Origin of the sequence: Candidatus Pelagibacter sp. (assembly GCF_052049815.1) — a bacterium.
Classification (GTDB): Bacteria; Pseudomonadota; Alphaproteobacteria; order Pelagibacterales; family Pelagibacteraceae; genus Pelagibacter.
Genome location: NZ_JBNGZG010000003.1, coordinates 1 through 25,209 on the forward strand (window position 1 = coordinate 1; position 25,209 = coordinate 25,209).

Genomic DNA, 25,209 nt, shown 5'->3' on the forward strand with positions numbered 1-25,209 from the left:
TATTTATAGTTTAGAATTATGGATTTAAAAGAACATATTAGATCGATACTAGATTATCCTAAGAAAGGTATTTTATTTAGAGATATTACTACTTTGATCAAAAATGAAAAAGCTTTTGCTGAAACAATTAATCAATTAATTGAAAGATAAAAAAAATATGATTTCAACAAAATTGCTGCGATAGAATCTAGAGGATTTGTTTTTGCATCTGCAATGTCTTACTTATTAAAAAAACCTTTTATTATGCTTAGAAAGAAAAATAAATTGCCTGCTGACGTCCATTCAGTTGATTTTGAACTTGAATATGGCACTGCCACTATTGAAGTTCATAAAGATTCTTTCAACGAAAATGAGAAAGTTTTGATTATTGACGATCTTATTGCTACCGGCGGTACTGCAGAAGCAGCAGCAAAACTTGTTGAAGTTTCTAAAGCTAAAGTTGAAGGATTTATGTTTGTAATAAATCTATTTGATCTAGGAGGATGTGATAATCTTATTAAAAAAGGTTATAAAGTAGAAAACTTGATTGAGTTTCCTGGGCATTGATATTGTGGTAGCGGGAAGTGGGATCGAACCACTGACCTCGGGCTTATGAGTCCCGCGCTCTAACCAACTGAGCTACCCCGCCATAGAGAATGAACTTATAATGGCTTTGAGTTAAATTTCAATATACTTTTTGCTAAGGTTTAAAACAATCAGCTAATTGAGTGTTTATATTGTAAATGCAGCTTATTAATTTTGGCTCAAAAATTTTTTCCTCAGAACCGTCATTTATAAGATTATACAAAAGTTTACTTTGATCTATTACACTGATTGACTGTAATTGATATCCATCAGATAGATAATCGTTAATTGTTTTATTTGTGCCTAATGAATCTGCAAATGAATTTGATGATAAAATTAAGAATATAATTAATAAAAAATATTTATTCATAATACAGAAAGTTTTAAGTGATTTTTTTAGAAAAATGAATACAAGAACTTTAAATGAAAAAAATTTTAATATTATTATTCACCCATTCTTTTGTGTTGGCTATTGGCTTTGGACTAGGTGTATACTTTTTACCAATAATAACAGCACCAAAATCAGTTGAAATCAGTAAAATTAATGAATACGAGAATAAATCGTTGTACCAAACAGAATTTGTTAAAGATTTAAGGGGAAGTGATCCTTTTCATTGGGGTGAAGCAAAAGTAACAATATCTGATAAACAAATTACAGTTAATGGTTCAATAGCTCCTGGACCAGATTATAAACTTTATTTAACAAGTGAATTCACTCAACATGAGGATGAATTTTTACCAATTAAAGATATGGCCCAATATGTTGCTGAAGTAAAAAGTTTCGAAAACTTCGTTGTAAATGTTCCATCAAATGTTGATGTAAGCAAATTTAATACTGTAGTGATTTGGTGTGAAAGTTTTAATGAATTTATTACTGCTGCTAAATACCAATAATATTAAAATCCACCTCGCCAATTATTTTTAGACTTAAAATTCTTTTCTTCAATTTTTGAAGTAGGTCTAAACAAGTAATACACAATAAATAACCCAATTCCTAAAAATAATAAAAGTTCCATCTCAGTATTATAGCTCTAAAACTATCTTTCCTACAAATTTTTTTGATAAAAATTCTTTTTGAGCTTCTATAATTTTTTCTAATGGAAAAACTTTAGCTATCAAAGGTTTAATTTCATTATTTTCAATGTATTTAATGAGATTTTTAAAAACTTCTATAGGTTGATAAGTGCAACCATAAAAAGTTAAGTCTTTAAGATATAGGGTTCTTACATCTAAATTAACAATTGGGCCTGCTATAGCTCCTGCTGTAACGTATCTTCCACCTGGCATTAAAATATCTAACAATTGTTCCCAGTTACTACCCGCGACTAAGTCCACAACTACATCAATTTTGTTTGCATCTAACTTATTAATTAAATTTTCACTCCTATCAAATACCTGATCTGCTCCAATTTTTTTTATCTCTTCAAACTTAGATTTTGAACACTGTGCTATTACAAAAGCACCTCTTCTTTTTGCTAATTGAATTGCTGCAGAACCAACACCTCCAGAGGCACCTGTAATTAGCACCTTTTCTTTTTTTAAATTCACTCTATGAAGCATTCCTTCAGCTGTAGAATAAGCACAAGGAATAGATGCAAGTTCCACATCAGACCAGTCGGAATCAATCTTAAAAGTTTCAGAAGAACTTACTGCAACATATTCTGCAAATCCTCCATCAATTTCAGATCCAATTACATATGTTGAAATTTCATTTAAATTATTTGGATCAGATTGCATTGATCTGACTATTACTCTTTCTCCTATTCTTGATTGATCAACATTTTTACCAACAGAAATTATTTTTCCACACACATCTGCGCCTTGAATTCTTGGAAATTTTAAAGGATTACCTGACCAAGTAGCGTCTTTTTCGTTAGATGAAAAAAAACCTTTTTCACCACCATCATTTGTGTCAGTTGTAACTGATTTTGAATACCATCCTATTCTAGTATTGATATCTGTATTATTAACTCCTGCTGCAGAAACTTTAATTAAAACCTCGTCATTTTTAGGTTCTGGTTTTGGTATATCCGACTTAAATACTAATTTCTCAAAACCACCATGACCAATTAAATGAATGCCTTTCATAACTTAATAATTATTTTATTTTATAGATTTTTTAAAACAAAATATCTATAAGACGCACAAATATGAATTTTTTATCAAAATTGTATAGAGGTGAGTATAGTTTACCTATGACTTTTTGGGTCTATGGAACTTTATACCAAATATTAATTGGGGCAATTATGATTGCTACAATTTACTTCGGTGTAATGTCAATTGACACTGCTGGCATTGATTATACCCAGCCTGATAAACAAAAAATTATTGATGAAGTAATTGAGAGAATGCATCTTGGCTATCTGCTAGCCATACTTTTTGAAATCTTTTTTCTCCTTATTTACACTTTGATTGTAACAATTGGACTTTGGAGAAGTGCATCTAATAGAGATGGTTGGTTTTGGTCTTCAATTGTAAAACTAATAATAGCAGGTTCTATTCTCTATTATCTTTATGGCGCACTTGTAAGTTACAATATCATTTAAAAATCTTTATTAATGAAATTAAACAATGAATTGTTAGGCATATTGTATATGATAATTGCTCAATTTTCATTCGCAACTAATGATGCGTTAGTAAAACATATTTATCAAAGTTTTGATGAGTTGGCAGTTTTAAATCAAATAATTTTTTTAAGAGGGATATGTTGTTTGATATTTATTGGAATTTTCTTAAGTATTAAAAATCAATTTAATGTAAAATTAATTTTTTCATCTAATAAACTTACATTAAGAGGATTTCTTGAAGCTTTAGCTGCTGTTGGTTTTTTTATAGGAGTTGCAAAATTACCATTTGCTATGGTTTATATTTTATTAAGTTTGGCACCAATAATAATGACTACTTTTGGAGCATTATTTCTAAATGAAAAAGTAAGATGGAAAAGATGGACAGCAGTAATAGTAGGATTTGCTGGTGTAGTTGTTGTAATTAACCCGGGAGAATTAAAATTTGGTTACTACTTTATATTCCCACTTCTATCCGCATTATTTTTATCAATAAGAGATCTAGTTACAAAAAATATGAAGACTGAACACAATAGTCTTCAAATAGCATTTATAACTTGTTTAGTTGTTACAATTTTCTTTGGATTTTTATCAATTTATAAAATCTATTCATTTAATTTGGAGCAAAGTATAATCTTAATTATATCTGCGTTCTTTTTATCATTTGGTTACATTTTTTCAGTTGAAACAATCAAAGCCGCATTAGTTTCTGTTACTTCAACTTTTAGATATACAGCTATACTTTGGGGAATTTTATATGGTTATTTCTTTTTCAATGAAACTCCAGAATACAATACTTATTTAGGTGCTGTAATGATTGTGATCAGTGGATTAATTATTATCTTGAGACAAAAACAATTAGGAAAAATTAAATAGTTTCCTCTTTAATAGTCTTTTCAATTTCATCCACTAAAGTTTGTGCTGCTTTGTTAGAAGGATAAATTTCTAAAACTTTTTTATAACTATCTAGTGCTTTTTCTAAATTATCTAATTTAATTTGAACCATTCCTTGTCCTGATAAAGCTCCAAAATGTCTATTCTCTAATTCAATCACTTTATCAATGTCTGCTTGAGATAATTTATATTTTTTTTGATAATAATATACAGTTGCTCTTTTATTCCAACCTTCAGCCCATTGTGGATCCGCATTTATTATCTTTGTAAAAATTCTATTTGCCTCATCATAATTTCTGTTATTCATTAAAATAGTTCCATAACTCATCATTTGAGTGAGGCTATTGTCTGAATTATGTGTAGTCCATAATTCCCAAATTTGATCTTCAATATTTCGAGCGATGTTTTGATTATTTTCACTTTTAAGTTTTTGAAATAATTGATCTAAATTTTTTTGATCAGCATTAACAAAAGTTTGTAAACTAAAAAAAATTATAATTACTTTTAAGATTCTTTGCACATTGTTACTTTATAGTAATTCTGTGCATTATTCTATTTCCATTAAAGGGAGTTGCCTGATGCAACATTGATCTGTTATCCCAAATAGCTAATTGGTTTTTTTCCCATTCGAGTGAGAATTGAAATTTTTTTTTAATCTGATGTTTTTTTAAATACTTTTCTAACTCATTTAATTTTCTATTTTGACGTGAATTAAAACCTATAAAATGACCAGCACTAAAATAAATAGATTTCTTTTTACCTATAGTTTTTACAAGCTTGTGATTCGCTTTAAGTTCTTTATTAAGTTTTCCTTTTTCTTTTACTCGTTCAACAGTTGTAATTGCAATAGGTCCTTTAGATGAAAAAGTTCCAATTAATTTATTTATTTGTGTTTTATATTTCTTAGGTAAATTTTCATAAGCTAAATACTGCGAAGAAAATTCTGTATTAGCCAAACCTTTTCTTGGAACAAGTTTAGAAAATAACATCGTAAATGTTGGGGGTTTTTTGGTGTAACTTGAATCTGTATGAAATTGTTCACCAAAACTTGGGCCTTTGTCTTTTTTCTTTCTTTGCACAACAGTAATTTCAGGAAACTTTTTATTTAAACCTTTAAGTCTTGGATACAAAGCAGGTTTGCCAATTTTTTTTGCAAAAGACAAATATTGTTTTGAATTTAATTTTTGGTTCCTAAAATAAACCATACCAAACTTATTGAGTGCTCTTTTAATGTTTACTAAGTCTATTTTGTTAATTGAGGATAAATTACAAACAATCTCTGCTGCTGTGTTCTTTTTTTTTGGGAAAATTTTTAGAGACATTTGTTAATTACAATCAATTTGTAATTAAAATCAAATATTAATTCTCTTTAATAATCTTATAAAATCGCAATTATACCAGTTACTACAAGCGTTCCTAATGCGCCAGCTGTTATAATTAAGTTTTTTTTAACTTCGCTGTTTTTTTCAGCTCTTACCCTGTTAAGTAAAACATTAACATCAACTTTTTTTGAAGTATTAAAATCTTTTTCTATTAGATTATTTTGAGAAGTCATTTCAGTTTGTAGTTCTGTATTTCTCATATTGAAAGTTAATCATGAACTTAATACTCAAACAACAATTTTTTTTTATCTACAAATACGTCACATACACACCAGCAATAACGATCACAATCATGCAGCTGATAAATATGTAAAGATTTCTTCTAAAGAGCTTATTCTCTTCCGCTCTAATTCTAGACTTAAGAACGTTTATATCTACTCTATCTGGTGTTATCTCTTCATTATTTAACTCTTCTTCAGATACACCTTGCTCAACTTTTTTTTTCAAAAACGTTTTTGCCATTACCAATGAGAACATTTATCGAAAACTTTATCTATAAAGCTAAAGTTCAAAATGGGTCATATTTAGATTGACGGCTGTTCATTTTGGGTCATACTCATCGATCTTAATGAAAAAAGACATCAACATATCAAAAAGAATTCAAAGCAAAGATGTCTGTAATTGTTTGCTAGACAATTATAGTTATTTTTCATCAGACTGGATTTATCATCAATGGAATTGGCTTCACCAAAATTACTCGGCATTTAATGATTTAATTAAATACTTTGTGGCAATCTCTTTAGTGAGAAACACTTTAAGATTTTATGATCAAAATGGTTTTAAGTATAATTATGAAGAATATTATGCTCGTAATGAAATTCAAATAGGTGAATTTAATATTTCTGAATTAGCAAAAGAGTTTGAACTTCCAAAAGAAACAATGCGAAGAAAAGTTTTAGAGCTTGAAAAAGCAAAAGTAATTAGAAAAGATGGAAAGAAAATTATTTTGAATAGATCTAATTATAATTTAATAAAACCAATTAATCAAATTCGAATTACCTCAAAATATATAGCGAAATTATCTAAATTATTATTTAAACAAAAATTAATTCACAAAGTTATCACTGAAGAAGAAATAAAAAAAAAAATACAAAATGAATTTTCAAAAGCATGGTTGTGGTTTTATGAATTTCAATTGCCATTAATGATAAGTTGGAAAAAATTTTTTGAGGATATACATTTATTATATATTTGGGGTACTTTAGGTTTGAATCAAGTTTATAATCAAAAAAATAAATCTAATTTAGATGAAATTGAGTCGATTGTATTTGATGAGTATTTGGAAACTTTATTGGCCGACTCTGGTGCTGGATTAAACATTATGTCAATTTCTGAAATGACAAATATACCAAGAGCAACTGTAATAAGAAAAATGAAATATCTTGAAAATGAAAAATTAGTAAGGATGAATAAAAAAAAACAATATTATCTCTCAGATTTTACACCTTTTAAAGTAAGTCCATTAATTAAAAAACATTTTAAATTAAAAAGTGATTTTATTGCAAAAATAATGAATTTAATTTTAGTTGAAGAAGTAAGTTAAACTAAAGTATAACATAAAAATGGAAGTCGTTACAAAAATAGTTCCAATCATCCTTGCGCTTATAATGCTTGGATTAGGATTAGGGCTTAAGCTAGAAGATTTTACAAGAGTATTTAAAACTCCTAAAGATTTTTTTGTTGGTCTTATTTCGCAATTAATAATACTTCCAATAGTTGCATACATTTTAATTTTAGTTTTAAGAACTCCACCGGAAATTGCAATTGGGGTTATGATAATTGCTTCTGCTCCAGGAGGAGTTACATCTAATATTTTAACAAGATTTGCTAATGGTGATGTTGCTTTATCAATTTCATTAACAGCTATTATTAGTTTGATTAGTATAGTTACGGTTCCATTAATTGTTTTTACATCCGCAGATCTTTTTGAAATTACAAATATATCTCAAAATATTTCAATGACTGGAATAGCTATGAAAATGTTTTTAGTTGTAACAGTTCCTGTTTTTCTTGGAATGATTATTAGAAAATTTGCTGAAAACTTTGTGGCTTCAAAAGTTGAAATGTTTAACAAATTAAACATGGTATTTTTTGCAATTTTCTTTGTGGCTGCTTTTTATGAAGAAAGAGATAATTTATTAAATTTTATAGTACAAGCAGGGTTAATTGCTTTAATTTTAAACTTAACCATGATGGCTATTGCATATTATCTGGCTAAAACTTTTGCAACTGGAGTTAAGCAAAAAAAATGCATTGCTTTAGAATGTGGTCTTCAAAATGGTACTTTAGCGATTTTTGTATCTACTCAAATATTTGGAACAGATATTTTGTATGCGATCCCAACAGGAGCATATGCATTTATAATGTATATTACTGGATTTATATTTGTTTATATTCTAAAAAATAAATCTTAATTATTTTTAAAATCAGTTTGTTTTAAAGGCTTGGTAATTAAATCAATTGGATATTTTTTCTTTTCTACTTCTACAAATAAATTTTTAGATTGAAGCTCTTCATTTGATTGATCATTCTTTATATATCCAAAAGTTAAGTTCTTTTTAAAGTTAAATGAATAATTTCCTGAAGTTGTTCTACCGATAATTTTATTCTCTAAATATATTGGTTCATCATGAAGTAATAATGGCGCTCCTGGCTTGTTATCTTTTAGAGTAAACATTGCAAATCTTCTGTCTACTTTTTGATCTTTAATCTTTAGGAGTGCTTCTTTACCAATGAAGTTCACATCTTTTTTATAGCTAATTGTAAAATTTAAACCTGCTTGATATTGGTTTTCTTCTGGAGAAATATCATGCCCCCAGTGTAAAAACCCACTTTCCATTCTCATTGTATCCATTGCATGCATACCACAATTAGATAAGTTAAAGTCTTTACCTTTATCTACTAGAAGTTCATAGATCTTTTTTGCATCAGTAGTTTTAACGTATAATTCAAAACCTAATTCACCAACATAAGATAATCTTTGTGTCCAGATTTTAATTCCCTCAATTTCAATATATTTAGAAGTAGCAAACTTAAATTTATCATGACTGATATCGTCTTTAGTAAGTCCTTGTAATAAAGATCTACTTTTTGGACCAAATATTCCAAACACACAATAATCATCAGTAACATCTACCAACTCAACACCTTCAGATAAATGTTTATTGATATGAAATTTATCTCTTTCTCTTGTTGCTGCTGAACTTATAATTCTAAAATGATTTTGATCTACACATACAACAGTTAAATCAGTTTCAATACCACCGTCCACATTTAGCATGTGGGTATAAGTACATTTACCAATTTCATGTTTAATATTTGAAGTGCATATCTTTTGTAATTCTTGATGTGCTTTGTCTGATTTAATTTCAAATTTTGAAAAAGGAGTTAGATCATAAAGACCTACATTTTTCATTGTATTACTTGTTTCATATTCAACAGATGGATACCAATTTTGATAATTATAACTGTATTCGTATTCGGCTTTTTCTCCATCTAATGCAAACCACATTGGTCTTTCATAGCCTGCTGAAACACCAAAACATGCTCCAAAACTTTTTAAGTTTTCATGATAAGGAAGTGTTTTAACATTTCTTGAAGTTTTATGTTGTTTATATGGCCAATGCATTCCATACAAATCACCTAAAGATTCTGTAATTCTGTCTTTAATAAAACCAAGATCTGAGTGGAAGTTTTGAAATCTTTTAATGTCATAATTAAAAATATCTTCATTGATATGACCCGTCATTAACCATTCAGCAGTTACTTTGCCAACTCCACCACCACTTCCAATTCCAATACTATTTAGTCCACAACTTACAAATAAGTTTTTAACTTCAGGAACTTCTCCAAGTAATGAATTAGTATCAGGTGTAAAAGATTCTGGACCTGCAAAAAACTTTCTTATTCCAGCTTGTTCTAAGACAGGAAATCTTTTCATCGATGCTTCTAAATAAGGTTCAAAATGATCAAAGTTTTCAGGAAACTCGCCAAAAGAAAAATCTTCAGGAACTTTATTTGTTTTATCAAATGCAGGTATTGATTTACCTTCAAATATCCCAATTAATAATTTTCCAGCATCTTCTTTGACATAAACGCTACTATCAAAATCTCTAATTACTGGCAAAGTTGGCGAAAGATTTTCAATCGGTTCAGTAATTACATAAAAGTGCTCAGCAGGATATAATGGAATACTAACTCCCATCTTTTCTCCAATTTGTCTAGACCACATTCCAGTTGCAAGCACTACATACTCACACTCTATATCTTTTCCATTAACTCTAACTCCATAAACTCTTCCATTTTTAGTTAGAATTTTTTCAACAGGTGATTGTTCAAAAATTTTAGCTCCTCCTTGTCTTGCACCTTTTGCAAGCATATGTGTAACTCCACTTGGATCAGCAGCACCATCACCTGGCATTAAAACTCCGCCTTTTAAATCTTCAGTATGCATCATTGGATAATTCTTTTTCATTTGGTCTTTATCCAAAATTTGAATATCTACATCGTATAACTGTGCTGTTGTTGCTTGTCTTTGAAGTTCTTGCCATCTACCTTCTGTCTGTGCAATTGAAAGTGCACCATTAATTCTCAAACCTGCAGAATGATCTACTTCTTTTTCTAATTTTTTATATAGATCTAAAGTATATTTTCTTATCTTTGTTACAGCTGCGGTTGGACCTAATTGACTAACTAATCCTGCTGCATGCCAAGTGGTTCCTGATGTTAATTGATCTCTTTCTAAAAGAACAACATCTTTCCAGCCAAACTTAGTTAAATGATAAGCAACAGAACAACCAATGACCCCTCCTCCTATGACTACTACTTTAGTACTCGAAGGGTAATTCTTTTCCATTATTAATTTTTGACAGCTTCTCCTGGATCTACAAAGTTATGACCAAATACGTCTGCAACTGCTTTATATGTAACCATTCCTTTATGCACGTTTAATCCAGCTAAAAAGTTTTTATCTTCACTTAATGCTTTTTGGTATCCGCTATTAGCTAGTTTAACTAGATAAGGTAATGTCGCATTATTTAGTGCAAGTGTTGAAGTTCTTGGAACACCACCTGGCATATTCGCTACACAGTAATGAACAACATCATCAACAATATAAGTAGGTTCGCCGTGAGTAGTTGGTTTGCTTGTCTCCACGCAACCACCTTGATCAATTGCTACATCAACAATTACAGAACCTCTTTTCATACTTTTGATCATGTCTCTAGTTACTAATTTTGGTGCTTCTGCGCCTGGAATTAAAACTCCACCAATTAATAAATCAGCTTCTGCTACTAGTTTAGGTAGATCAATTTTATCACTTTGTTCTGGAATGATTTTATCTCCAAACATTCCAACTAATTGTTTTAATCTTGCTTCAGACTTATCAACTATATGAACTTTAGCTTGCATACCAGTTGCAATAACAGCAGCGTTTTCACCAACAACACCACCACCTAAAATAACAACTGTTCCACCGGTAACACCAGGTGCGCCGCCAAGTAAAAGCCCTCTTCCTTTTTGATTTTTTTCTAAACAATGCGCACCAGCTTGAACTGACATTCTTCCTGCAACTGCACTCATTGGAGCAAGTAATGGCAATCTGCCGTTATCATCAGTTACAGTCTCATAAGCAATGTTAACACTTTTTGATTTGATTAAACCTTCAGTAAGTTCTTTAGCAGCTGCTAAATGAAGATAAGTATAGACAATCTGATTTTCTCTAATCATGTCTACTTCAACTTTTTGAGGCTCTTTTACTTTAACAATAATCTCAGCATCATTAAAAATGTCTTCTGCTTTACCAACTATTTTTGCGCCAGCACTTGTATATTGCTCGTTTTCAAAGCCAGCTTCAAAGCCACCATTATTTTCAACTAAAACTTCATGCCCTTCCGACACTAATGTTTTAACACTATCAGGTGTTAAACCAATTCGATTTTCTTGAGGCTTGATTTCCTTAGGAACTCCAATTTTCATAGCTTTTAGAAAAAATTAATTCTTTTTACTTTTAGAATAATTTGTAATTCCAGTTCTTAGTTTATCTATGATTTCATCAATGTGTTTTTTCTCACAAATAAACATTGGAGCAATAATTAAACAGTCACCTGTTGCTTTAAAGTTTACCCCTGCTTCATAACAATGTTTGAAACAAGTATAACCTGCAGCACCTGGTTTTTTATCCATCTTAATATCTATTCCACCCATCATTCCATAACCTCTGATGTTATCTACTACATCGATATCTTGTAATGACATTAAACCTTTTTGGAAATACGGAGCTAATTCTTTTGCTCTATTAAAGATATCATCTTTTTCAAAAATATCTTGAACAGCTAAACCAGCTGCAACTGAAATTGGAATTCCGGAATAAGTATATCCATGAAATAACTCAACTGATCCTTTTGGAGCTTCATCTAAGATTGCATCATAAATTTCTTCTTTACATGCAACAACTCCTAATGGACTAATTCCGTTTGTAGTTGCTTTTGCCATTGTCATTAAGTCTGGAGTTACTCCATACTCATGAGAAGCAAAAGGTGAACCAGTTCTACCCCATCCCGTAATTACTTCATCAAAAATTAAAAGTATTCCATGTTGATCACAAATTTCTCTTAATCTTTGCAAGTATCCCTTTGGAGGAACAAGAGTTCCAGTTGATCCTGCAATTGGTTCAACAATACATGCAGCAATATTTTCTGCACCAAAGTTCATACAAATTCTCTCAAGATCATTTGCAAGTTCAGCTCCAGTTTCTGGTTGACCGCTTATAAACTTATGTTCAGGTAAATGTGTATGTCTCATATGAACTACACCTGGCATTAATACACTTGCGAAAGTTTTAACATTGTTAACCATGCCTCCTACAGAAGTAGCTCCAATGTTCATTCCGTGGTATCCTCTTTCTCTTCCAACAAATCTAAATCTTTGACTATCACCTTTTGCTCTGTGGTATGCGATACAAATTTTAATAGCTGTTTCAACTGCTGTAGATCCACAAATTGTATAAAAAATTCTGTTTAAATTTCCTGGTGTATGTTTTGCAATTTTTGTTGCAAGTTCAAATGAACCTCCATAACCTTGTTGGAACGGTTGACAATAATCTAAAGTTTTTAACTGATTAGTTATTGCTTCAATAATTTCTGGTCTTCCATGACCTAATGGATTACAAAATAATCCTGAACTTGCATCAATTTGAGTTTGTCCTTGATGGTTCTTTAAATATACACCCTTAGCTTCAACAATTAATCTTGGGTTTTCTTTAAAATCTTTATTGGATGTAAATGGCATCCAGTGTTCATTTAATGAATTTGGTATTGCAGTTTTATTTTCTGAACTCATATGTTTTTCTCTCTTTTTATATTTTTAAATTTGTTGAAACATTAAATCTGTAGACTAAAAACAAGGCTAAAACCATAAATTTGTTATACAACCTTAAGTTGTCGCATCTGCTACTTTCTGGTGCTACTTTTTTGTTTTACTTCTGGTTGAAATTAATTTTAAACTTAAGAATTATAAAACAACAAAGAGGGATAAATGAAAAAAATAATTAGTTTTATTCTAAGCTGTTTCGTAGCTCTTAACCTTTCAATTTCAGTTGCTAACTCTGCTGCAAATGAAGTTAGAGTTGCTTACTTCTTAGAGTGGCCAACTCCAAACTTAGAGGATATGCATAAAAAATTATTCGCTAAAGCTCTTGGTGTGCCTGTAAAATGGACTAACTTCACAAATGGTGGAGCAATGACTGACGCAATGTTAGCTGGAGATATTGATATCTCTTACTCACAAGGTTTAGTTCCATTTATTAATGCTGTTAAATCAAAAGCACCTATCAAACTAGTTGATATTGCAATGGAATACGGAATGGGTGGTACTACTTGTGTAACATCTAACGCTTCTGGTATTACAAAAGCAAATGGTTCAGAACTTGAAGGTAAAAAAGTTGCTGTTCCACTAGGTACAATGGCTGAGTACGTTTTTGACGAAAGTATGAAAGTTGTTGGTGCTGACAGAAATAAAATGGACATCATTCAAATGGACCCTGAAGAAGGTGCTGCTGCATTAGTAAGCGGTGACGTTGTAATGGCGTGTTTATTTGGTGGTAACTCTATTAAAGCTGCAACTGCAGTTGGATCAAGATTATTAACAGTACAAGAAGCTAGAGATGCTGGAATTTTAGGTATCGACATTACTTCTGTGACTGACAAATTCATGAAAGAAAACCCAGGAATGGTAAGAACTTTCATCGAAGTTACTCACGAAGCAAATGCTAGATATGCTGCTGGTAAAAGTGATTTAAATGCTATGGCTAAAGAGTCTGAAATGAAAGTTGGAGACATGAAAGATACTTTAAGTGGCTTCAAATTTTTAAACGCAGAAGAAACTGCTCAATCTATGACTAAAGGTAACCTACATAAGTTCCTAAAAGGAATGGGTACACCTAGAGGAAACGTAGATACTAGTTTCTTACCTCTTTAATCATATAGATTAAAAAAATTTAAAATAGGCGCCAATTAAAAATTGGTGCCTATTTTTTTTATCAAAATTCGAATATAAAGTTGTCTTTATGAGTGATCTGATTTCTGAAAATTTAAATATGATTTTCACAACACCAAAAGGTGAAACAGTTCACGCATTAAAAGATGTTAACTTCACATTAAAAAAAGGTGAGCTACTTACTGTTCTAGGTCCTTCTGGGTGCGGTAAGACAACTTTATTAAATATCACAGCTGGTTTTATAAGACCTACATCTGGAAAAATAACTTTAAATAGCAATGAAATAGATGGACCTGGTGTTGAAAGAGGAATGGTTTTTCAACAAGGAGCTTTATTTGAATGGTTAACAGTTGCTGAAAACGTAAACTTTGGTCTAAGAATGAAAAAAGAAGACCCAGATGTTACTGCAAAAAAAGTTGATGAATGGTTAGAAATTGTTGGCTTAAAAGGATTTGGAAACACACCTACTTATCAATTATCAGGTGGTATGCAACAACGTGTTGCTTTAGCAAGATGTTTAATAAATGATCCTGATTTAATTTTAATGGATGAACCACTTGGTGCATTAGATGCTTTAACAAGAGAAAAAATGCAATCGCTTGTTTTAAAAATTTGGAAAGAAACAGGTAAAACAATTATTTTAATTACTCACTCAGTAGAAGAAGCATTATTATTAGGTGAAAGATTATATGTTATGGCTCCAAGACCTGGGCGAATACATAAAGAATACAATCTTCCATTTGCTGCAAGAGGTCTAAAAGAGGATTTAAGAGAAATCAAAAAAGATAAAGAGTTTTCAAAAACAAGAGAAGAAATACTTACGATGATTTGGAATATGGAAGAAGAAATCATGGGGAGAGACGATTAAATGCTTACTCAAATAGTTACTTTTCTAATATTTGTAGCAATCATTGGATGTATTCTTTACGGAAGAAGATTAATAAGAACTGAAAAAGTTGATGCCGTTTTTGGTAATCCAGAAAGAGCTAAAGGTGGTGTTCACTGGGTTATCGTTGGAAGTAGTGCTATTTTACTAACCTGGTTATACTATTCTTGGGATATTGCTAAAGGTTTTTATCCTCAATCTGCAAATGAACTATGCCAAGTTGCTAAAGTAAATGACTCTTTACTTGGTTTAAAGTATCAGTTTCCAATAGCAGAACGTCAATTCAAAAGCACTTATCAAATTGAAAATGAAAACAAAAATTTAAAAGAAGTTAAAATTGAGATTGAAAATTCATCTGTTTTAAACAACCAAGAAAAAACTCAGTTAATTTCTTTTACTGATAATACAATCAATCTAATTCCATTATTAACCAATGATGAATTAATGGAGATGGAAACTAGAAGACAAATTGATGAAATTACAGAAGAAATCAACTTTCTTACTTCAAATTTCCAAAAGCCAGATTATCCTTTTGAAACAGACTCTGAGAGAGCAACTAGACTAAAAGCTGTTGAAGAACAAGGTGGATGGAGTTTAGTTAAAGTTGATGCTGGAAGTGGTTCAATTGAGAACACTATAGAAGTACCTACAGTTCCTGCAACTGATAGAGGATTAAAATTTAATGCTGCTGCTCAAGAGCTAAAGATAATAAGTGATAAATTTTTCAAATTAAGAAATCACAATCCACAATTTAAAAATTCAATAAAACAAATTAAAGATGATGTTAAAGCATACAGAAAAAGTCTTGGTGACAATCAAGAAGTTGCATCAACTTACGCAAAAGATATTGTAAAGATTGCAAGAAGAATTGAATTTGCAAGTATTTATCCCCCAAATGCTTTAGATGGTTTGCAAAAAGCAATAGTTGAATTTGATAAAGCTCAAAGAGATGTTCAGGGTGGATTAAGATTTATAGATATTATTTTCTTCCCAACAGGAACAATAGTTGCAAGTGGTGATAACTGTTCAGAACAAGGTTCTGGAAGATGGTTGCCTAAACCATCAGATACTTTTAATAAATTTATTTTAATGCTTAAGCCTAGTGTTGGTTATAAAGATATTCCTCTTCTTTGGATTGAGATGGTTGATGTAAGTAAAATGATTGGGTTCATTTTACCTGATTGGATTGCAGATATTTTACCTGGTGAATACCCAGTTCACACTAAGGACGGAAAAGTTGAACAAAACTTTAAAGGTGGAGTTTTAAAACTTGTAACAGGTGATTTTGAATTATTTAAGGTACCAGTTCTCTATGGACATATTTGGGATTCTTTCATGAGGGTATTTTTAGGATTGGTATTTGGAATTATAATTGGTGTTCCACTTGGATTGTTTATGGGATTAAATAGATTTGCTAAAGGTTTCTTTGATCCATTAATTGAATTGTATAGACCTGTTCCTCCTTTAGCATGGGCTCCTTTAATTATTTCAGTTTTAGGAATTGATAATTCTGGAAAAATATTTTTATTATTCATGGTTTCATTATCAATTATGATTATTTCAGCAAGAGCTGGTGCTTCAGGAACGCAACTTTCAAAAATTCATGCAGCCCACTCTCTTGGTGCATCAAAGAAACAAATATTAAGATATGTTATTTTTCCAAACTCTTTACCAGAAATCTTAACAGGAATTAGAGTTGCTGTTGGTATGTGTTGGGGAACATTGGTTGCAGCTGAGTTTTTAGCAGGTACAACAGGAATAGGTTTTGTTGAAAACGTTGCCAAAAAATATTTCCAATATGAAGTTATTTGGATAACTATTTTTATTATGGGATTATTGGGTCTTTTATTTGATATCACATTGAGAAAACTTATAGATAAATATATCCCATGGCGTGGAAAAGGATAATGGTTAAGAACATTCTTATCTTTATCTTTCTTGTTATTGCAGTGGTTGTGATAATGAACTTTAGTGATCATAACTTTAAAAGAGCTGTTCAAGCATGTATGGCTGGTAGCCAATTAGATAAAGAAGTAACATTTAATAATGCCGAAGAAGCTAAAGAATTCTGTGAAGAAAAAATAAGAAATAAAGGCAAATGAAGCCAAACAAAATCAAATTAATAGTAAAAGAAATTTTTATTAAACATAAATTAAGTTCAGAACATGCAAAAATTTGTGCAGATGCTCTAATAAATGCAGAACAAGTTGGAGCTTACGGTCATGGTTTATCTAGACTTAAAATGTATTGTGATCGAATAAAAAAAAAAGTTATCAATGCAAAACCTAAGATAAAAATCAAAAATATTTCTCAATCAATTTCACAAATAGATGCAAATGATAGTATTGGATTTGTAGCTGCAGACATTGCAATAAAGACAGCCATTAAGAATGCAAAAAAAACAGGAATTGGATTAGTAGGAGTAAAAAATAGCGGTCACTATGGTTTATCTGGGTACTACGCTGAACAAGCAACAAAGAAAAATTTAGTAACAATGATATTTACTAATGCACCCCCTGCTGTTGCTCCTCATGGTGCATTAAAAAGTTTATTTGGAACAAATCCAATTTGTTTTGGAACACCAACGGGATCCAAAGTTCCTTTTATACTAGATACATCTATATCAATGATTAACAGAGGTAAAATTAGAGTAGCTGCAAGAAATAATCAAAAAATACCTGAAGGTGTTGCACTTGATAATAAAGGGAAACCAACAACAGATGCTAGAAAAGCTCTTAAAGGAGTTCAGTTACCAATTGCTGGCTTTAGAGGGTCAGGTTTAGCTTGGATGGTTGATATTTTAAGTGGCGTTTTAACAGGCGGTAATCATGCTGGTAAAGTAAAAGATCCATTTGATGATTTTTCAGGACCACAAAATATTGGTCATTTATTTTTTACTTTTAAACCTAACCTATTTGTAAATAACTACAGTCAAAGAATAAAAGAAAACATTAGAGTAATAAAAAAACTTCCAAAAATTAAAGGAGTAAAAGAAATTCTATATCCAGGACAAAATAAATTTAAGAGATTTCAAATTAATTCAAAAAAAGAAATTAATATACCTGCAAATATTGCTGAAGATATAAGACTTTTAAGATCTTAAAAAAAACTATATATAAATTAAAAATCACATATAAGTATTTTCCATGCTATCAAATAAAGAAATTTTATGCCCGAACAACCTTCTTGACTATTCATCAAAAAAGAAAGGTGTTAAAGCTGCCATAGTAAATGCCGGAAAGCCTTTGGCAATGTTATCAGTTCAAGATGCAGTTAATGAAAATTTAATTGTGCCAGTTTTTATTGGAGATAAAAAAGAAATTCAAAAATGTGCAGAAGATTTAACTTTTGATATTTCAAAATATGAAATTATCGATGAACCAGTTGAAAATAATACTGCACCAATTGCTGCAAAACTTGCAAGTGAGAATGAAATAAAGATTATTGTTAAAGGTCATATTCACACTGATATTCTTATGAAAGAAGTTCTTAAAAGAGAATACGGGTTAATAGGAAAAACAAGATTAAGTCATATATGGCATATGACAATTAACAAAGATGATAAACCATTAATTATTACTGATGGTGCTTTAAATGTATTACCTAATCTTAAAACAAAAATGCATATTTTAAAAAATGTTGTAAACTTTTCAAATCGGATTGGAATAAATAAGCCAAAAATTGCGCTTTTATCTGCAACAGAAGAAGTGATAGAAAGTGTTCCAAGCTCAGTAGAATCTGCAGAACTTACAAAGTTAGCAAAAGAAGAAAATCTTGATGCAGATATTTTTGGACCTTTAGCATTTGATAACTGTATCTCAAAAAAATCTGCTGCAATAAAAGGTATAAAAAATAGTGTTGCAGGAGATGCTGATGTCTTGTTAGTTCCAAACGTTGAAGCTGGTAATTCATTGGTTAAAATGATGATTTATTTTTGTGGTGCATGTGCAGCAGGTGTAGTTGTTGGAGGAAAAGTTCCAATAGTGATTACTAGTAGATCAGATGAAGCTCAAGCAAGATTAGCGTCAATTGCTGCAGCTGTAGTTGCATTAGACTAAAAGTTTCATTGAAATAAAATTTAAATTGTCTAAAACACTTTTATTAAAAATTTAAAGGAACAATAATGGCAATAACTTATTTAAAAAAATCACCAAAAACATCATCAACAGATGACACAAAAACAACTGGTATCGTTCAGGATCTTTTAAAAGATTTAGAAAATACTAAAGAACAAGGTTGCATAGATCTTACAAAGAAATTTGATAAATATGATGGTGAAATTATTGTTTCAAAAGAAAGAATTGAAGAAATAAAAAAAACTTTAGATCAAAAAACTAAAGACGATATTCAATTTTCTTATGATCGTGTAAGAAAATTTGCAGAAGCACAATTAAAAAACTATGGACAAGATTTTGAAGTTGAGCTGTCTGATGGATTGTATGCTGGTCAAAAATTAGTTCCTGTAAATACAGCTGGTTGTTATATACCTGGTGGAAGATATGCTCATATAGCGTCAGCGGTAATGAGTGTTACAACTGCAAAAGTTGCTGGCGTAAAAAATATTATAGCTTGTAGTCCTCCAAAAGAAGGTGTTGGAGCTCACCCTACTATTGTTTATACAGCTGATCTTTGTGGTGCTGATGTAATTTTAAATTTAGGTGGTGTTCCAGCTATTGCTGCAATGACTAATGGATTATTTAACAATCCACCTGCTGATATTATTGTTGGTCCTGGTAATCAGTTTGTAGCTGAAGCAAAAAGAATTTTATTTGGTAAAGTTGGTATAGATTTATTTGCTGGTCCAACTGAAATTGGAATAATTGCAGATGCAAAAGCAGATCCTGAAATTGTTGCAGTTGACTTAGTAGGTCAAGCTGAGCATGGATATAACTCTCCTTGTTGGTTATACACAACAAGTAAAGAGCTTGCAGAAAAAGTAATGAAGAGAGTTCCAGAATTAATCGCTGAACTCCCAGAAGTACCTAGACAAAATGCTGATGCTGCATGGAGAGATTATGGAGAAGTAATCTTATGTGATACCGATGAAGAGATGGTTCAAGTAAGTGATGAGTATGCTCCAGAACACTTAGAAGTACAAACTGAAAACTTAAAATGGTTCCATGAAAGATTGACTAATTATGGATCTTTATTTGTTGGTGAAGAAACTACAGTTGCTTATGGTGATAAATGTTCAGGTACAAATCACATTCTTCCTACTAAAGGTGCAGGAAGATACACAGGTGGATTATTTGTTGGAAAATTTATTAAAACTTTAAGTTTCCAAAGAATGACTAAAGAGTCTACTGAATTAGTTGGTGCAGCTGCTGCAAGAATATCTAGATATGAAGGTATGGAAGCGCATGCAAGAACTGGTGATGTGAGACTGAAAAAATACGGTTATTCAAACTAACCGCACCAAGAAATACTTCCAACAGTTTGATCTGTAGAATTATAAACTGGTTTATTCAAAAAACTTTCTAGTTCATTTTTATTTATAAGATTTAGCTCTGATATCATTCCAGCTATAGCAGTTGAGGAAGCTCTTGAGTTTCCATCAACTATTTTTACAACAGCAGCAATTTTTTGTTCAGGGATAATTGCAGCAAAAACGCCTTCTGCTCCATTTTTAAAAAAAGCTTTTTTATTTAATATTTTAGTTAGAATTGAATTATCACTTTCTTTCCCTCCAGCATATTCTGGTTCACTAACACATGAATTATAAATTTTTTCAGCAATATCATTTAGTTCTCCCAGTTTTTTAAAATCTGCAAAGTTAGCAAGTAGTTGAGCAAATTTTTTTATAGGCATCAATGGATTTGGAAGAGTACACCCATCTACTCCTACTTTATCTAATTTGAAGTCAGCTAAATCTTCTATCATTGAAAAAAGTTCTTTCTGTATGATGTGATCAGGTGAATTATAATTTTCAATGGATAGATCTCTATCTAAGCAAACTGCTAAGTGAGCGCAATGTTTTCCTGAGCAGTTATGAAAAATTTTTCTTCTTTTTTTATATTTATCATAAGCTTTAAACTTTTCTGGTAATTGCCAAGGCCAATCTTCACCACATGCAAGTTTACTTTCATCAGTATTAATTTCTTTTAACCATTTTAAAATTAATTCTTGATGAATTACTTCTGCAAAATGAGAAGACGTTGAAAATGCAATTTGTTTAGCTGATAAGTTTGCTTTTTCCATGTATCCATCTTTATAAAGATTGAGTGACTGAATAGGTTTTAATGAAGATCTTGGATATATGAGATGAGAACTATCACCCCATTCTTTTAAAATTTTTCCAGATGAGTCTACAATTACACCATGGCCATAGTGTTCACTTTCAATTGATCCATTACGTGTAACATTAACTAGTTTTTTAACCATAATTTAAGATATTATAAAATTTAATTTTTCAAATTTATCAAGTGTTCATTATGTGTAATTTCAAACAACAAAGATTTAAGATTTATGATAAAATCTTTGCATGAGTAATATCTTTATCGACGATAATGGCAGTGGTTATCCTTTTGTTTTTGTTCATGGTTTTCTTGGTTCATCTGAAATGTGGCGATATCAAAAAGAATACTTTAAAAAAAATTATAGAATAATTTCACCTGCCTTACCTGGTTTCGGTGAAAATTTTAAAGCTCAATCATTAAATTCAATCAACGATATGGCAAAATTTATTATAAATATAGTTGAACAAAAGAATATTGATAAATTTTATTTGATAGGTCATTCAATGGGAGGAATGATTGTTCAAGAAATAGCAAAAATTTTAGGTGATAAAGTTGAAAAATTAATCTGTTTTGCAACGAGTTCTATTGGTGACATACCGGGTAGATTTGAAACAATGGATGAATCTATTTTAAGATTAAAAGATGAAGGTATTAAAAAGTTTATAGATAGAGTACCAGCTAAATGGTTTGTTAAAGGACATGATGATAAAGAATATTATCTGTGTGAAAATGCAGCAAAAAATGTTTCTGAAGAAACTGCTAATAATGCTCTTCATGCAATGAAAAATTGGAATGGTTTTTCAAATTTAAAAAATATTAAAAATAAAACTCTTATTATTTGGGGAGATAAAGATGTTTCATACAATTATGGACAAGTAGAAACTTTAAGTAAGAATATTCCGAATAATGAACTTAAAGTTATTAATGGCTGTTGTCATAACGCTCATTTAGAAGAGCCTGACAAAGTAAATAAAATTATTGAAGAGTTTTTAAATAATTGAAATATATATTTCTCTTAAAACATAAAGAGTTAACACACTCATAATTCCTATAATTATCCAATTAATTACTTTCCATATTTCTTTACTATTTAAGTATTGCGAAAAATAATTTGATGCATTGCCTAATAAAAAGAAAAACAAAAATGAGGCTGATGAAGCACCTATCCCAAAAATTATTTTTTGAGTTATATCAAAATTTTTTGAAAAGTTTCCTAAAATAAAAATAGTATCTGAATAAACGTGTGGATTTAAATAAGTAAAACCCAATGTTTTAAGTACAATATTAATTACTGGGATAGTATTTTTGTTCTGATTTAAATCTACATATTCATTACGTGTTTTAAATTTTGAATAAATAAAATGGCCTAAAAAAACTAATAGTACGATATTAAATAATAACTCAATGAATGAATTGAAATATTGACTGAAATAATGAAATAAAAAAATACCAACAAAAATTAGAATGCAATCAGATATTGAACAGATCAGACAGACTAAAAAAACATATTGTTTTTTTAAACCTTGTTCTATTACAAAAACATTTTGAGGTCCTATAGCTAAGATCAGACTTAGGCTAGTGAAAAAACCTAATAACAAAAACTCCATTAGGCTCTATTAAACTCTTTTCTTACCTTGTACAATCCTATCTAATAATAAAGCAACAAATAATATAGCTATACCTGCAAGTATACCTTGGCCAACATTTGCATACTGAAGCGCTTCTAATACATCTTGGCCTAATCCTTTAGCACCAATTAGCGACGCAACAACAACCATTGCTAAGCTTAACATTACAGTTTGGTTTACACCTGCAAGTATTGTTGGCATTGCAAGTGGAATATCAACTTTTGTAAGTAGATACCATTTAGATGCGCCATAAGCAATTGCTGCTTCTCTTATTGTTTGAGGTACTCCTCTTAAACCTAAAACTGTTAATCTTACAACAGGTGTTCCACCAAAGATCATTGTAATAATAACTGCAGCAACCTTTCCAGTTCCAAAGAATGCAATAACTGGAATCATAAATACAAACGCTGGCATTGTTTGCATGAAATCCATAATAGGTCTTATAAAAGAATAAAATCTTGGACGAGTTGAACAATAAATTCCAAGTGGAATACCAATTACTATGCTTAATAATGCTGCAGTTCCAAGTAATGCTAGTGTTGTCATCGCTTTAATCCAAAAACCTAAGAAACCCATATAAGCTAAAAATGCAGCTGAATAAATTGCAGCCTTAGCTCCAGCAGATAAACCTGTTAATAAAACAATTGCACTTATAATTACTATCCAAGGTGTTTTAACAAATAATAATTCTAATGAGTCTAATACCGATCTAATTCCAAAAGTAATTGCATCAAATACTCTCTCTCCTTTTAAAACTAAATAATCAAATGCACCTTCTACTCCTGCTATTGAATTCAGTCTAATATCTGGATGAGTAGGAAAATCCTTCATTACATCCATATAATTTGGAAAGCTATAATGAATTGTTGAAAATAAAATAATTACTAATGAAAATACTCCACTAATTAAAAAGTTTTTGATTTCCATACCAGGACTTAAAGTTTTGTTTGATAACCATTCAGAAAATCTTTTTTCTAGAATAGTATTTGCAAACATTCCTTGAACAATTCTAATGACAATAAATAATAAAATTCCTCCAACTGCTATCCAAACTCCTGAAGCTTCTACTCTTTGAGCTTCAGCTAAAAATTCACTTACTGATTTTTCCAAAGAAGCAATTGTCCTCTCAAACATTTCAACTTTATCAGGGTTATTTTCTATAGCCGCCTGAAGTTGCTTCTTTCTAAAAGCAATGGTTGCCTCAATTTTTTCTATTTTCTCATAAGCTTCAGCGCTAATGTTACCAAAAAACCCTCTTATTATTTGAACGATCGCAAATGTCTCGATTATTAGAAAGGCTAGTGCATAGTTCCAAATATTTCTAATACCAAACCAAACAGAACCTAATAAAGTTGCCGCGATATTAAACGAAAATACATATTTTGAACTATTACCAATAGCTTCAAAGTTATTGATATAATAATCTTGATTAGTCTTTACAAAATTTCTTATCTCATCTTTATTTTGTATTTCTAAATTACTCATCTTGTCCTTCTACTGCTGATTTAAGTAATTCTTGTTGGGTTATTACTCCAACATCGTTATCATTTTTATCAGTGATAATTAATGATGCATTATTTGTTACTGATTGTTCAATTAATTTACTGAGAATATCACTTTCCTTCATCTTAATTGTTTTATCTGGTAATTTGCCATTCTCTTTTTTAAACTGATCAATCGATGTCATAATTGATTTAGCTTCAACAACTTTTAATCTTGAAATTCCTTTTACAAAATCCTCAACATATTCATCAGCAGGTTTTGTTACAATTTGCTCAGGTGTTCCAACCTGAATTACCTTTCCATCTCTCATAATTGCAATTCTATGTCCAACTTTTACTGCCTCATCTAAATCATGGGTAATAAAAACAGTTGTTTTCTTCATTTGTTTTGAGAGTTTAATAAACTCAAACTGTAATTGTCTTCTAATTAATGGGTCTAACGCACTAAAAGGTTCATCCATTAACAATACTTCTGGATCTGCAGCTAAAGCTCTAGCTAAACCTACTCTTTGTTGCATACCACCAGATAGTTCGTGCGCATATTTATTTCCCCAACCTTGAAGCTCTACAATATTTAAAATTTTATTGGCTTGATCGTATCTTCTATTTTTGTTTACACCTCTTATTTCTAAAGGCATTGCAATATTATCAATCACTGATCGATGAGGCATTAGTGCAAAGTTTTGAAAAACCATTCCAATTTTTTTATTTCTGAAATCTTGAAGTTTTTCTTTTTCAAGTTTCATTACATCTTGACCATCAATTAGTATTTTTCCTGAGGTAGGTTCTAACAATCGATTGATATGTCTAACTAATGTTGATTTACCACTTCCTGATAAACCCATGACACAAAAAATTTCACCTGGATTTACATCAAATGAAACATTGGATACACCAATAACAGAATTATATTTTTCTAAAGCTTCTTGTTTTGAAATATTTTTATTTTGAATAGCATCTAAAGCATCTTTGTCAGTATTGCCAAAAACTTTCCAAACGTTTTCGATTTTAATTTCACAACCGACTGTTTCTTTAGACATAAGAAAATTTTATATGAAAA

At 30.4% G+C, this 25,209-nt stretch carries 26 protein-coding genes, 1 tRNA gene and 1 pseudogene; 14 read left to right on the top strand and 14 right to left on the bottom strand.

Features of this window, described 5'->3' with window-relative positions; genetic code table 11:
- Nucleotides 1–18 precede the first annotated feature (18 nt).
- A pseudogene (locus ACTT9D_RS01010) lies at nucleotides 19–546 on the top strand (adenine phosphoribosyltransferase).
- 5 nt (nucleotides 547–551) lie between these two features.
- On the opposite strand, the gene ACTT9D_RS01015 reads toward ACTT9D_RS01010, so the two are convergent.
- Nucleotides 552–628: transfer RNA gene (locus tag ACTT9D_RS01015), tRNA-Met, on the bottom strand.
- 51 nt (nucleotides 629–679) lie between these two features.
- Nucleotides 680–934: a hypothetical protein gene (locus tag ACTT9D_RS01020; RefSeq protein ID WP_440930029.1), complete on the bottom strand. Its 255-nt coding sequence runs from the start codon at nucleotides 932–934 to the stop codon at nucleotides 680–682.
- Between the two features lie 53 nt (nucleotides 935–987).
- On the opposite strand from ACTT9D_RS01020, the gene ACTT9D_RS01025 reads away from it, so the two are divergent.
- Nucleotides 988–1,458: a DM13 domain-containing protein gene (locus ACTT9D_RS01025; protein ID WP_440930030.1), complete on the top strand. Its 471-nt coding sequence runs from the start codon at nucleotides 988–990 to the stop codon at nucleotides 1,456–1,458.
- Between the two features lie 129 nt (nucleotides 1,459–1,587).
- On the opposite strand, the gene ACTT9D_RS01030 is transcribed toward ACTT9D_RS01025, so the two are convergent.
- The gene (locus tag ACTT9D_RS01030) at nucleotides 1,588–2,652 is read right to left on the bottom strand and encodes an alcohol dehydrogenase family protein (RefSeq protein WP_440930031.1); all 1,065 of its coding nucleotides are present in this window, start codon (nucleotides 2,650–2,652) and stop codon (nucleotides 1,588–1,590) included.
- Between the two features lie 62 nt (nucleotides 2,653–2,714).
- Here ACTT9D_RS01030 and ACTT9D_RS01035 point away from each other — a divergent pair, with 62 nt between their 5' ends.
- Together ACTT9D_RS01035 and ACTT9D_RS01040 are read left to right on the top strand one after the other, a co-directional pair.
- On the top strand, nucleotides 2,715–3,110 hold the full coding sequence (locus ACTT9D_RS01035) for a hypothetical protein (RefSeq protein WP_440930032.1): 396 nt from the start codon (nucleotides 2,715–2,717) through the stop codon (nucleotides 3,108–3,110).
- Nucleotides 3,111–3,122: 12 nt separating this feature from the next.
- Entirely contained in the window at nucleotides 3,123–4,004 is an 882-nt protein-coding gene (locus ACTT9D_RS01040) for a DMT family transporter (protein ID WP_440930033.1), read from the top strand.
- Here the strand turns inward: ACTT9D_RS01040 and ACTT9D_RS01045 are convergent.
- The 4 genes from ACTT9D_RS01045 to ACTT9D_RS01060 are packed head-to-tail and all read right to left on the bottom strand — an operon-like array spanning nucleotide 3,997 to nucleotide 5,866.
- Complete coding sequence (locus ACTT9D_RS01045) at nucleotides 3,997–4,542, bottom strand: tetratricopeptide repeat protein (protein WP_440930034.1); 546 nt, start codon at nucleotides 4,540–4,542, stop codon at nucleotides 3,997–3,999. The genes ACTT9D_RS01040 and ACTT9D_RS01045 overlap by 8 nt on opposite strands.
- Nucleotides 4,543–4,546: 4 nt before the next feature.
- Entirely contained in the window at nucleotides 4,547–5,344 is a 798-nt protein-coding gene (locus ACTT9D_RS01050; protein WP_440930035.1) for a TauD/TfdA dioxygenase family protein, read from the bottom strand.
- Between the two features lie 56 nt (nucleotides 5,345–5,400).
- Complete coding sequence (locus ACTT9D_RS01055) at nucleotides 5,401–5,604, bottom strand: hypothetical protein (RefSeq protein ID WP_440930036.1); 204 nt, start codon at nucleotides 5,602–5,604, stop codon at nucleotides 5,401–5,403.
- A 49-nt stretch (nucleotides 5,605–5,653) separates the two neighbouring features.
- A complete protein-coding gene (locus tag ACTT9D_RS01060; protein WP_440930037.1) occupies nucleotides 5,654–5,866 on the bottom strand; it encodes a hypothetical protein in 213 nt (70 codons plus the stop codon).
- A 106-nt stretch (nucleotides 5,867–5,972) separates the two neighbouring features.
- On the opposite strand from ACTT9D_RS01060, the gene ACTT9D_RS01065 reads away from it, so the two are divergent.
- Nucleotides 5,973–6,947, top strand: a complete 975-nt coding sequence (locus tag ACTT9D_RS01065) for a hypothetical protein (protein WP_440930038.1) — start codon at nucleotides 5,973–5,975, stop codon at nucleotides 6,945–6,947.
- Nucleotides 6,948–6,966: 19 nt separating this feature from the next.
- The gene (locus ACTT9D_RS01070) at nucleotides 6,967–7,818 is read left to right on the top strand and encodes a bile acid:sodium symporter family protein (protein ID WP_440930039.1); all 852 of its coding nucleotides are present in this window, start codon (nucleotides 6,967–6,969) and stop codon (nucleotides 7,816–7,818) included.
- Here ACTT9D_RS01070 and ACTT9D_RS01075 read toward each other — a convergent pair.
- From ACTT9D_RS01075 to ACTT9D_RS01085, 3 genes are read right to left on the bottom strand one after another with little or no spacing between them, the layout of a single operon-like run.
- Nucleotides 7,815–10,259, bottom strand: a complete 2,445-nt coding sequence (locus tag ACTT9D_RS01075) for a GcvT family protein (protein ID WP_440930040.1) — start codon at nucleotides 10,257–10,259, stop codon at nucleotides 7,815–7,817. The two genes, ACTT9D_RS01070 and ACTT9D_RS01075, sit on opposite strands and share 4 nt — an antisense overlap.
- 2 nt (nucleotides 10,260–10,261) lie before the next feature.
- Nucleotides 10,262–11,380: an alanine dehydrogenase gene (gene ald, locus ACTT9D_RS01080; RefSeq protein ID WP_440930041.1), complete on the bottom strand. Its 1,119-nt coding sequence runs from the start codon at nucleotides 11,378–11,380 to the stop codon at nucleotides 10,262–10,264.
- 15 nt (nucleotides 11,381–11,395) lie between these two features.
- A complete protein-coding gene (locus ACTT9D_RS01085) occupies nucleotides 11,396–12,742 on the bottom strand; it encodes an aminotransferase class III-fold pyridoxal phosphate-dependent enzyme (protein ID WP_440930042.1) in 1,347 nt (448 codons plus the stop codon).
- 195 nt (nucleotides 12,743–12,937) lie between these two features.
- Here ACTT9D_RS01085 and ACTT9D_RS01090 point away from each other — a divergent pair, with 195 nt between their 5' ends.
- From ACTT9D_RS01090 to hisD, 7 genes are all read left to right on the top strand, one after another.
- A complete protein-coding gene (locus ACTT9D_RS01090; RefSeq protein WP_014952993.1) occupies nucleotides 12,938–13,879 on the top strand; it encodes an ABC transporter substrate-binding protein in 942 nt (313 codons plus the stop codon).
- An 88-nt stretch (nucleotides 13,880–13,967) separates the two neighbouring features.
- Nucleotides 13,968–14,765, top strand: a complete 798-nt coding sequence (locus ACTT9D_RS01095) for a taurine ABC transporter ATP-binding protein (protein WP_440930043.1) — start codon at nucleotides 13,968–13,970, stop codon at nucleotides 14,763–14,765.
- Nucleotides 14,766–16,691: an ABC transporter permease subunit gene (locus ACTT9D_RS01100; protein ID WP_440930044.1), complete on the top strand. Its 1,926-nt coding sequence runs from the start codon at nucleotides 14,766–14,768 to the stop codon at nucleotides 16,689–16,691.
- Nucleotides 16,691–16,885, top strand: coding sequence for a hypothetical protein (locus ACTT9D_RS01105; protein WP_014952990.1), 195 nt, complete (start codon nucleotides 16,691–16,693; stop codon nucleotides 16,883–16,885). Before ACTT9D_RS01100 ends, ACTT9D_RS01105 begins: the two co-directional genes overlap by 1 nt.
- On the top strand, nucleotides 16,882–17,886 hold the full coding sequence (locus ACTT9D_RS01110) for an Ldh family oxidoreductase (RefSeq protein ID WP_440930045.1): 1,005 nt from the start codon (nucleotides 16,882–16,884) through the stop codon (nucleotides 17,884–17,886). The genes ACTT9D_RS01105 and ACTT9D_RS01110 overlap by 4 nt, the downstream gene beginning before the upstream one ends.
- Nucleotides 17,887–17,929: 43 nt before the next feature.
- Nucleotides 17,930–18,841, top strand: coding sequence for a bifunctional enoyl-CoA hydratase/phosphate acetyltransferase (locus ACTT9D_RS01115; RefSeq protein ID WP_440930046.1), 912 nt, complete (start codon nucleotides 17,930–17,932; stop codon nucleotides 18,839–18,841).
- 65 nt (nucleotides 18,842–18,906) lie between these two features.
- Entirely contained in the window at nucleotides 18,907–20,193 is a 1,287-nt protein-coding gene (gene hisD / locus ACTT9D_RS01120) for a histidinol dehydrogenase (RefSeq protein ID WP_440930047.1), read from the top strand.
- Here the strand turns inward: hisD and ACTT9D_RS01125 are convergent.
- Nucleotides 20,190–21,164, bottom strand: a complete 975-nt coding sequence (locus ACTT9D_RS01125) for an asparaginase (protein ID WP_440930048.1) — start codon at nucleotides 21,162–21,164, stop codon at nucleotides 20,190–20,192. The two genes, hisD and ACTT9D_RS01125, sit on opposite strands and share 4 nt — an antisense overlap.
- A gap of 100 nt (nucleotides 21,165–21,264) precedes the next feature.
- On the opposite strand from ACTT9D_RS01125, the gene ACTT9D_RS01130 reads away from it, so the two are divergent.
- Nucleotides 21,265–22,020: an alpha/beta fold hydrolase gene (locus ACTT9D_RS01130; RefSeq protein ID WP_440930049.1), complete on the top strand. Its 756-nt coding sequence runs from the start codon at nucleotides 21,265–21,267 to the stop codon at nucleotides 22,018–22,020.
- Here ACTT9D_RS01130 and ACTT9D_RS01135 read toward each other — a convergent pair.
- Genes ACTT9D_RS01135 through ACTT9D_RS01145 form a run of 3 tightly spaced genes read right to left on the bottom strand, consistent with a single transcriptional unit; the run spans nucleotide 22,009 to nucleotide 25,189 of the window.
- The gene (locus ACTT9D_RS01135; protein WP_440930050.1) at nucleotides 22,009–22,626 is read right to left on the bottom strand and encodes a LysE/ArgO family amino acid transporter; all 618 of its coding nucleotides are present in this window, start codon (nucleotides 22,624–22,626) and stop codon (nucleotides 22,009–22,011) included. The two genes, ACTT9D_RS01130 and ACTT9D_RS01135, sit on opposite strands and share 12 nt — an antisense overlap.
- Before the next feature lie 9 nt (nucleotides 22,627–22,635).
- The gene (locus ACTT9D_RS01140) at nucleotides 22,636–24,132 is read right to left on the bottom strand and encodes an ABC transporter permease (RefSeq protein ID WP_440930051.1); all 1,497 of its coding nucleotides are present in this window, start codon (nucleotides 24,130–24,132) and stop codon (nucleotides 22,636–22,638) included.
- Nucleotides 24,125–25,189, bottom strand: a complete 1,065-nt coding sequence (locus ACTT9D_RS01145) for a quaternary amine ABC transporter ATP-binding protein (protein ID WP_440930052.1) — start codon at nucleotides 25,187–25,189, stop codon at nucleotides 24,125–24,127. The genes ACTT9D_RS01140 and ACTT9D_RS01145 overlap by 8 nt, the downstream gene beginning before the upstream one ends.
- Nucleotides 25,190–25,209: the final 20 nt, after the last annotated feature.

Bases quoted from the DNA above. Each gene is read 5' to 3' on its own strand.
- ACTT9D_RS01135 (WP_440930050.1), bottom strand. From the start codon at position 22,626: ATGGAGTTTTTGTTATTAGGTTTTTTCACTAGCCTAAGTCTGATCTTA.
- ACTT9D_RS01030 (WP_440930031.1), bottom strand. From the start codon at position 2,652: ATGAAAGGCATTCATTTAATTGGTCATGGTGGTTTTGAGAAATTAGTA.
- ald (WP_440930041.1), bottom strand. From the start codon at position 11,380: ATGAAAATTGGAGTTCCTAAGGAAATCAAGCCTCAAGAAAATCGAATT.
- ACTT9D_RS01140 (WP_440930051.1), bottom strand. From the start codon at position 24,132: ATGAGTAATTTAGAAATACAAAATAAAGATGAGATAAGAAATTTTGTA.
- ACTT9D_RS01020 (WP_440930029.1), bottom strand. From the start codon at position 934: ATGAATAAATATTTTTTATTAATTATATTCTTAATTTTATCATCAAAT.
- ACTT9D_RS01075 (WP_440930040.1), bottom strand. From the start codon at position 10,259: ATGGAAAAGAATTACCCTTCGAGTACTAAAGTAGTAGTCATAGGAGGA.
- ACTT9D_RS01055 (WP_440930036.1), bottom strand. From the start codon at position 5,604: ATGAGAAATACAGAACTACAAACTGAAATGACTTCTCAAAATAATCTA.
- ACTT9D_RS01130 (WP_440930049.1), top strand. From the start codon at position 21,265: ATGAGTAATATCTTTATCGACGATAATGGCAGTGGTTATCCTTTTGTT.
- ACTT9D_RS01100 (WP_440930044.1), top strand. From the start codon at position 14,766: ATGCTTACTCAAATAGTTACTTTTCTAATATTTGTAGCAATCATTGGA.
- ACTT9D_RS01050 (WP_440930035.1), bottom strand. From the start codon at position 5,344: ATGTCTCTAAAAATTTTCCCAAAAAAAAAGAACACAGCAGCAGAGATT.
- ACTT9D_RS01145 (WP_440930052.1), bottom strand. From the start codon at position 25,189: ATGTCTAAAGAAACAGTCGGTTGTGAAATTAAAATCGAAAACGTTTGG.
- ACTT9D_RS01085 (WP_440930042.1), bottom strand. From the start codon at position 12,742: ATGAGTTCAGAAAATAAAACTGCAATACCAAATTCATTAAATGAACAC.
- ACTT9D_RS01065 (WP_440930038.1), top strand. From the start codon at position 5,973: ATGAAAAAAGACATCAACATATCAAAAAGAATTCAAAGCAAAGATGTC.
- hisD (WP_440930047.1), top strand. From the start codon at position 18,907: ATGGCAATAACTTATTTAAAAAAATCACCAAAAACATCATCAACAGAT.
- ACTT9D_RS01070 (WP_440930039.1), top strand. From the start codon at position 6,967: ATGGAAGTCGTTACAAAAATAGTTCCAATCATCCTTGCGCTTATAATG.
- ACTT9D_RS01040 (WP_440930033.1), top strand. From the start codon at position 3,123: ATGAAATTAAACAATGAATTGTTAGGCATATTGTATATGATAATTGCT.
- ACTT9D_RS01035 (WP_440930032.1), top strand. From the start codon at position 2,715: ATGAATTTTTTATCAAAATTGTATAGAGGTGAGTATAGTTTACCTATG.
- ACTT9D_RS01060 (WP_440930037.1), bottom strand. From the start codon at position 5,866: ATGGCAAAAACGTTTTTGAAAAAAAAAGTTGAGCAAGGTGTATCTGAA.
- ACTT9D_RS01115 (WP_440930046.1), top strand. From the start codon at position 17,930: ATGCTATCAAATAAAGAAATTTTATGCCCGAACAACCTTCTTGACTAT.
- ACTT9D_RS01025 (WP_440930030.1), top strand. From the start codon at position 988: ATGAAAAAAATTTTAATATTATTATTCACCCATTCTTTTGTGTTGGCT.
- ACTT9D_RS01110 (WP_440930045.1), top strand. From the start codon at position 16,882: ATGAAGCCAAACAAAATCAAATTAATAGTAAAAGAAATTTTTATTAAA.
- ACTT9D_RS01125 (WP_440930048.1), bottom strand. From the start codon at position 21,164: ATGGTTAAAAAACTAGTTAATGTTACACGTAATGGATCAATTGAAAGT.
- ACTT9D_RS01095 (WP_440930043.1), top strand. From the start codon at position 13,968: ATGAGTGATCTGATTTCTGAAAATTTAAATATGATTTTCACAACACCA.
- ACTT9D_RS01105 (WP_014952990.1), top strand. From the start codon at position 16,691: ATGGTTAAGAACATTCTTATCTTTATCTTTCTTGTTATTGCAGTGGTT.
- ACTT9D_RS01090 (WP_014952993.1), top strand. From the start codon at position 12,938: ATGAAAAAAATAATTAGTTTTATTCTAAGCTGTTTCGTAGCTCTTAAC.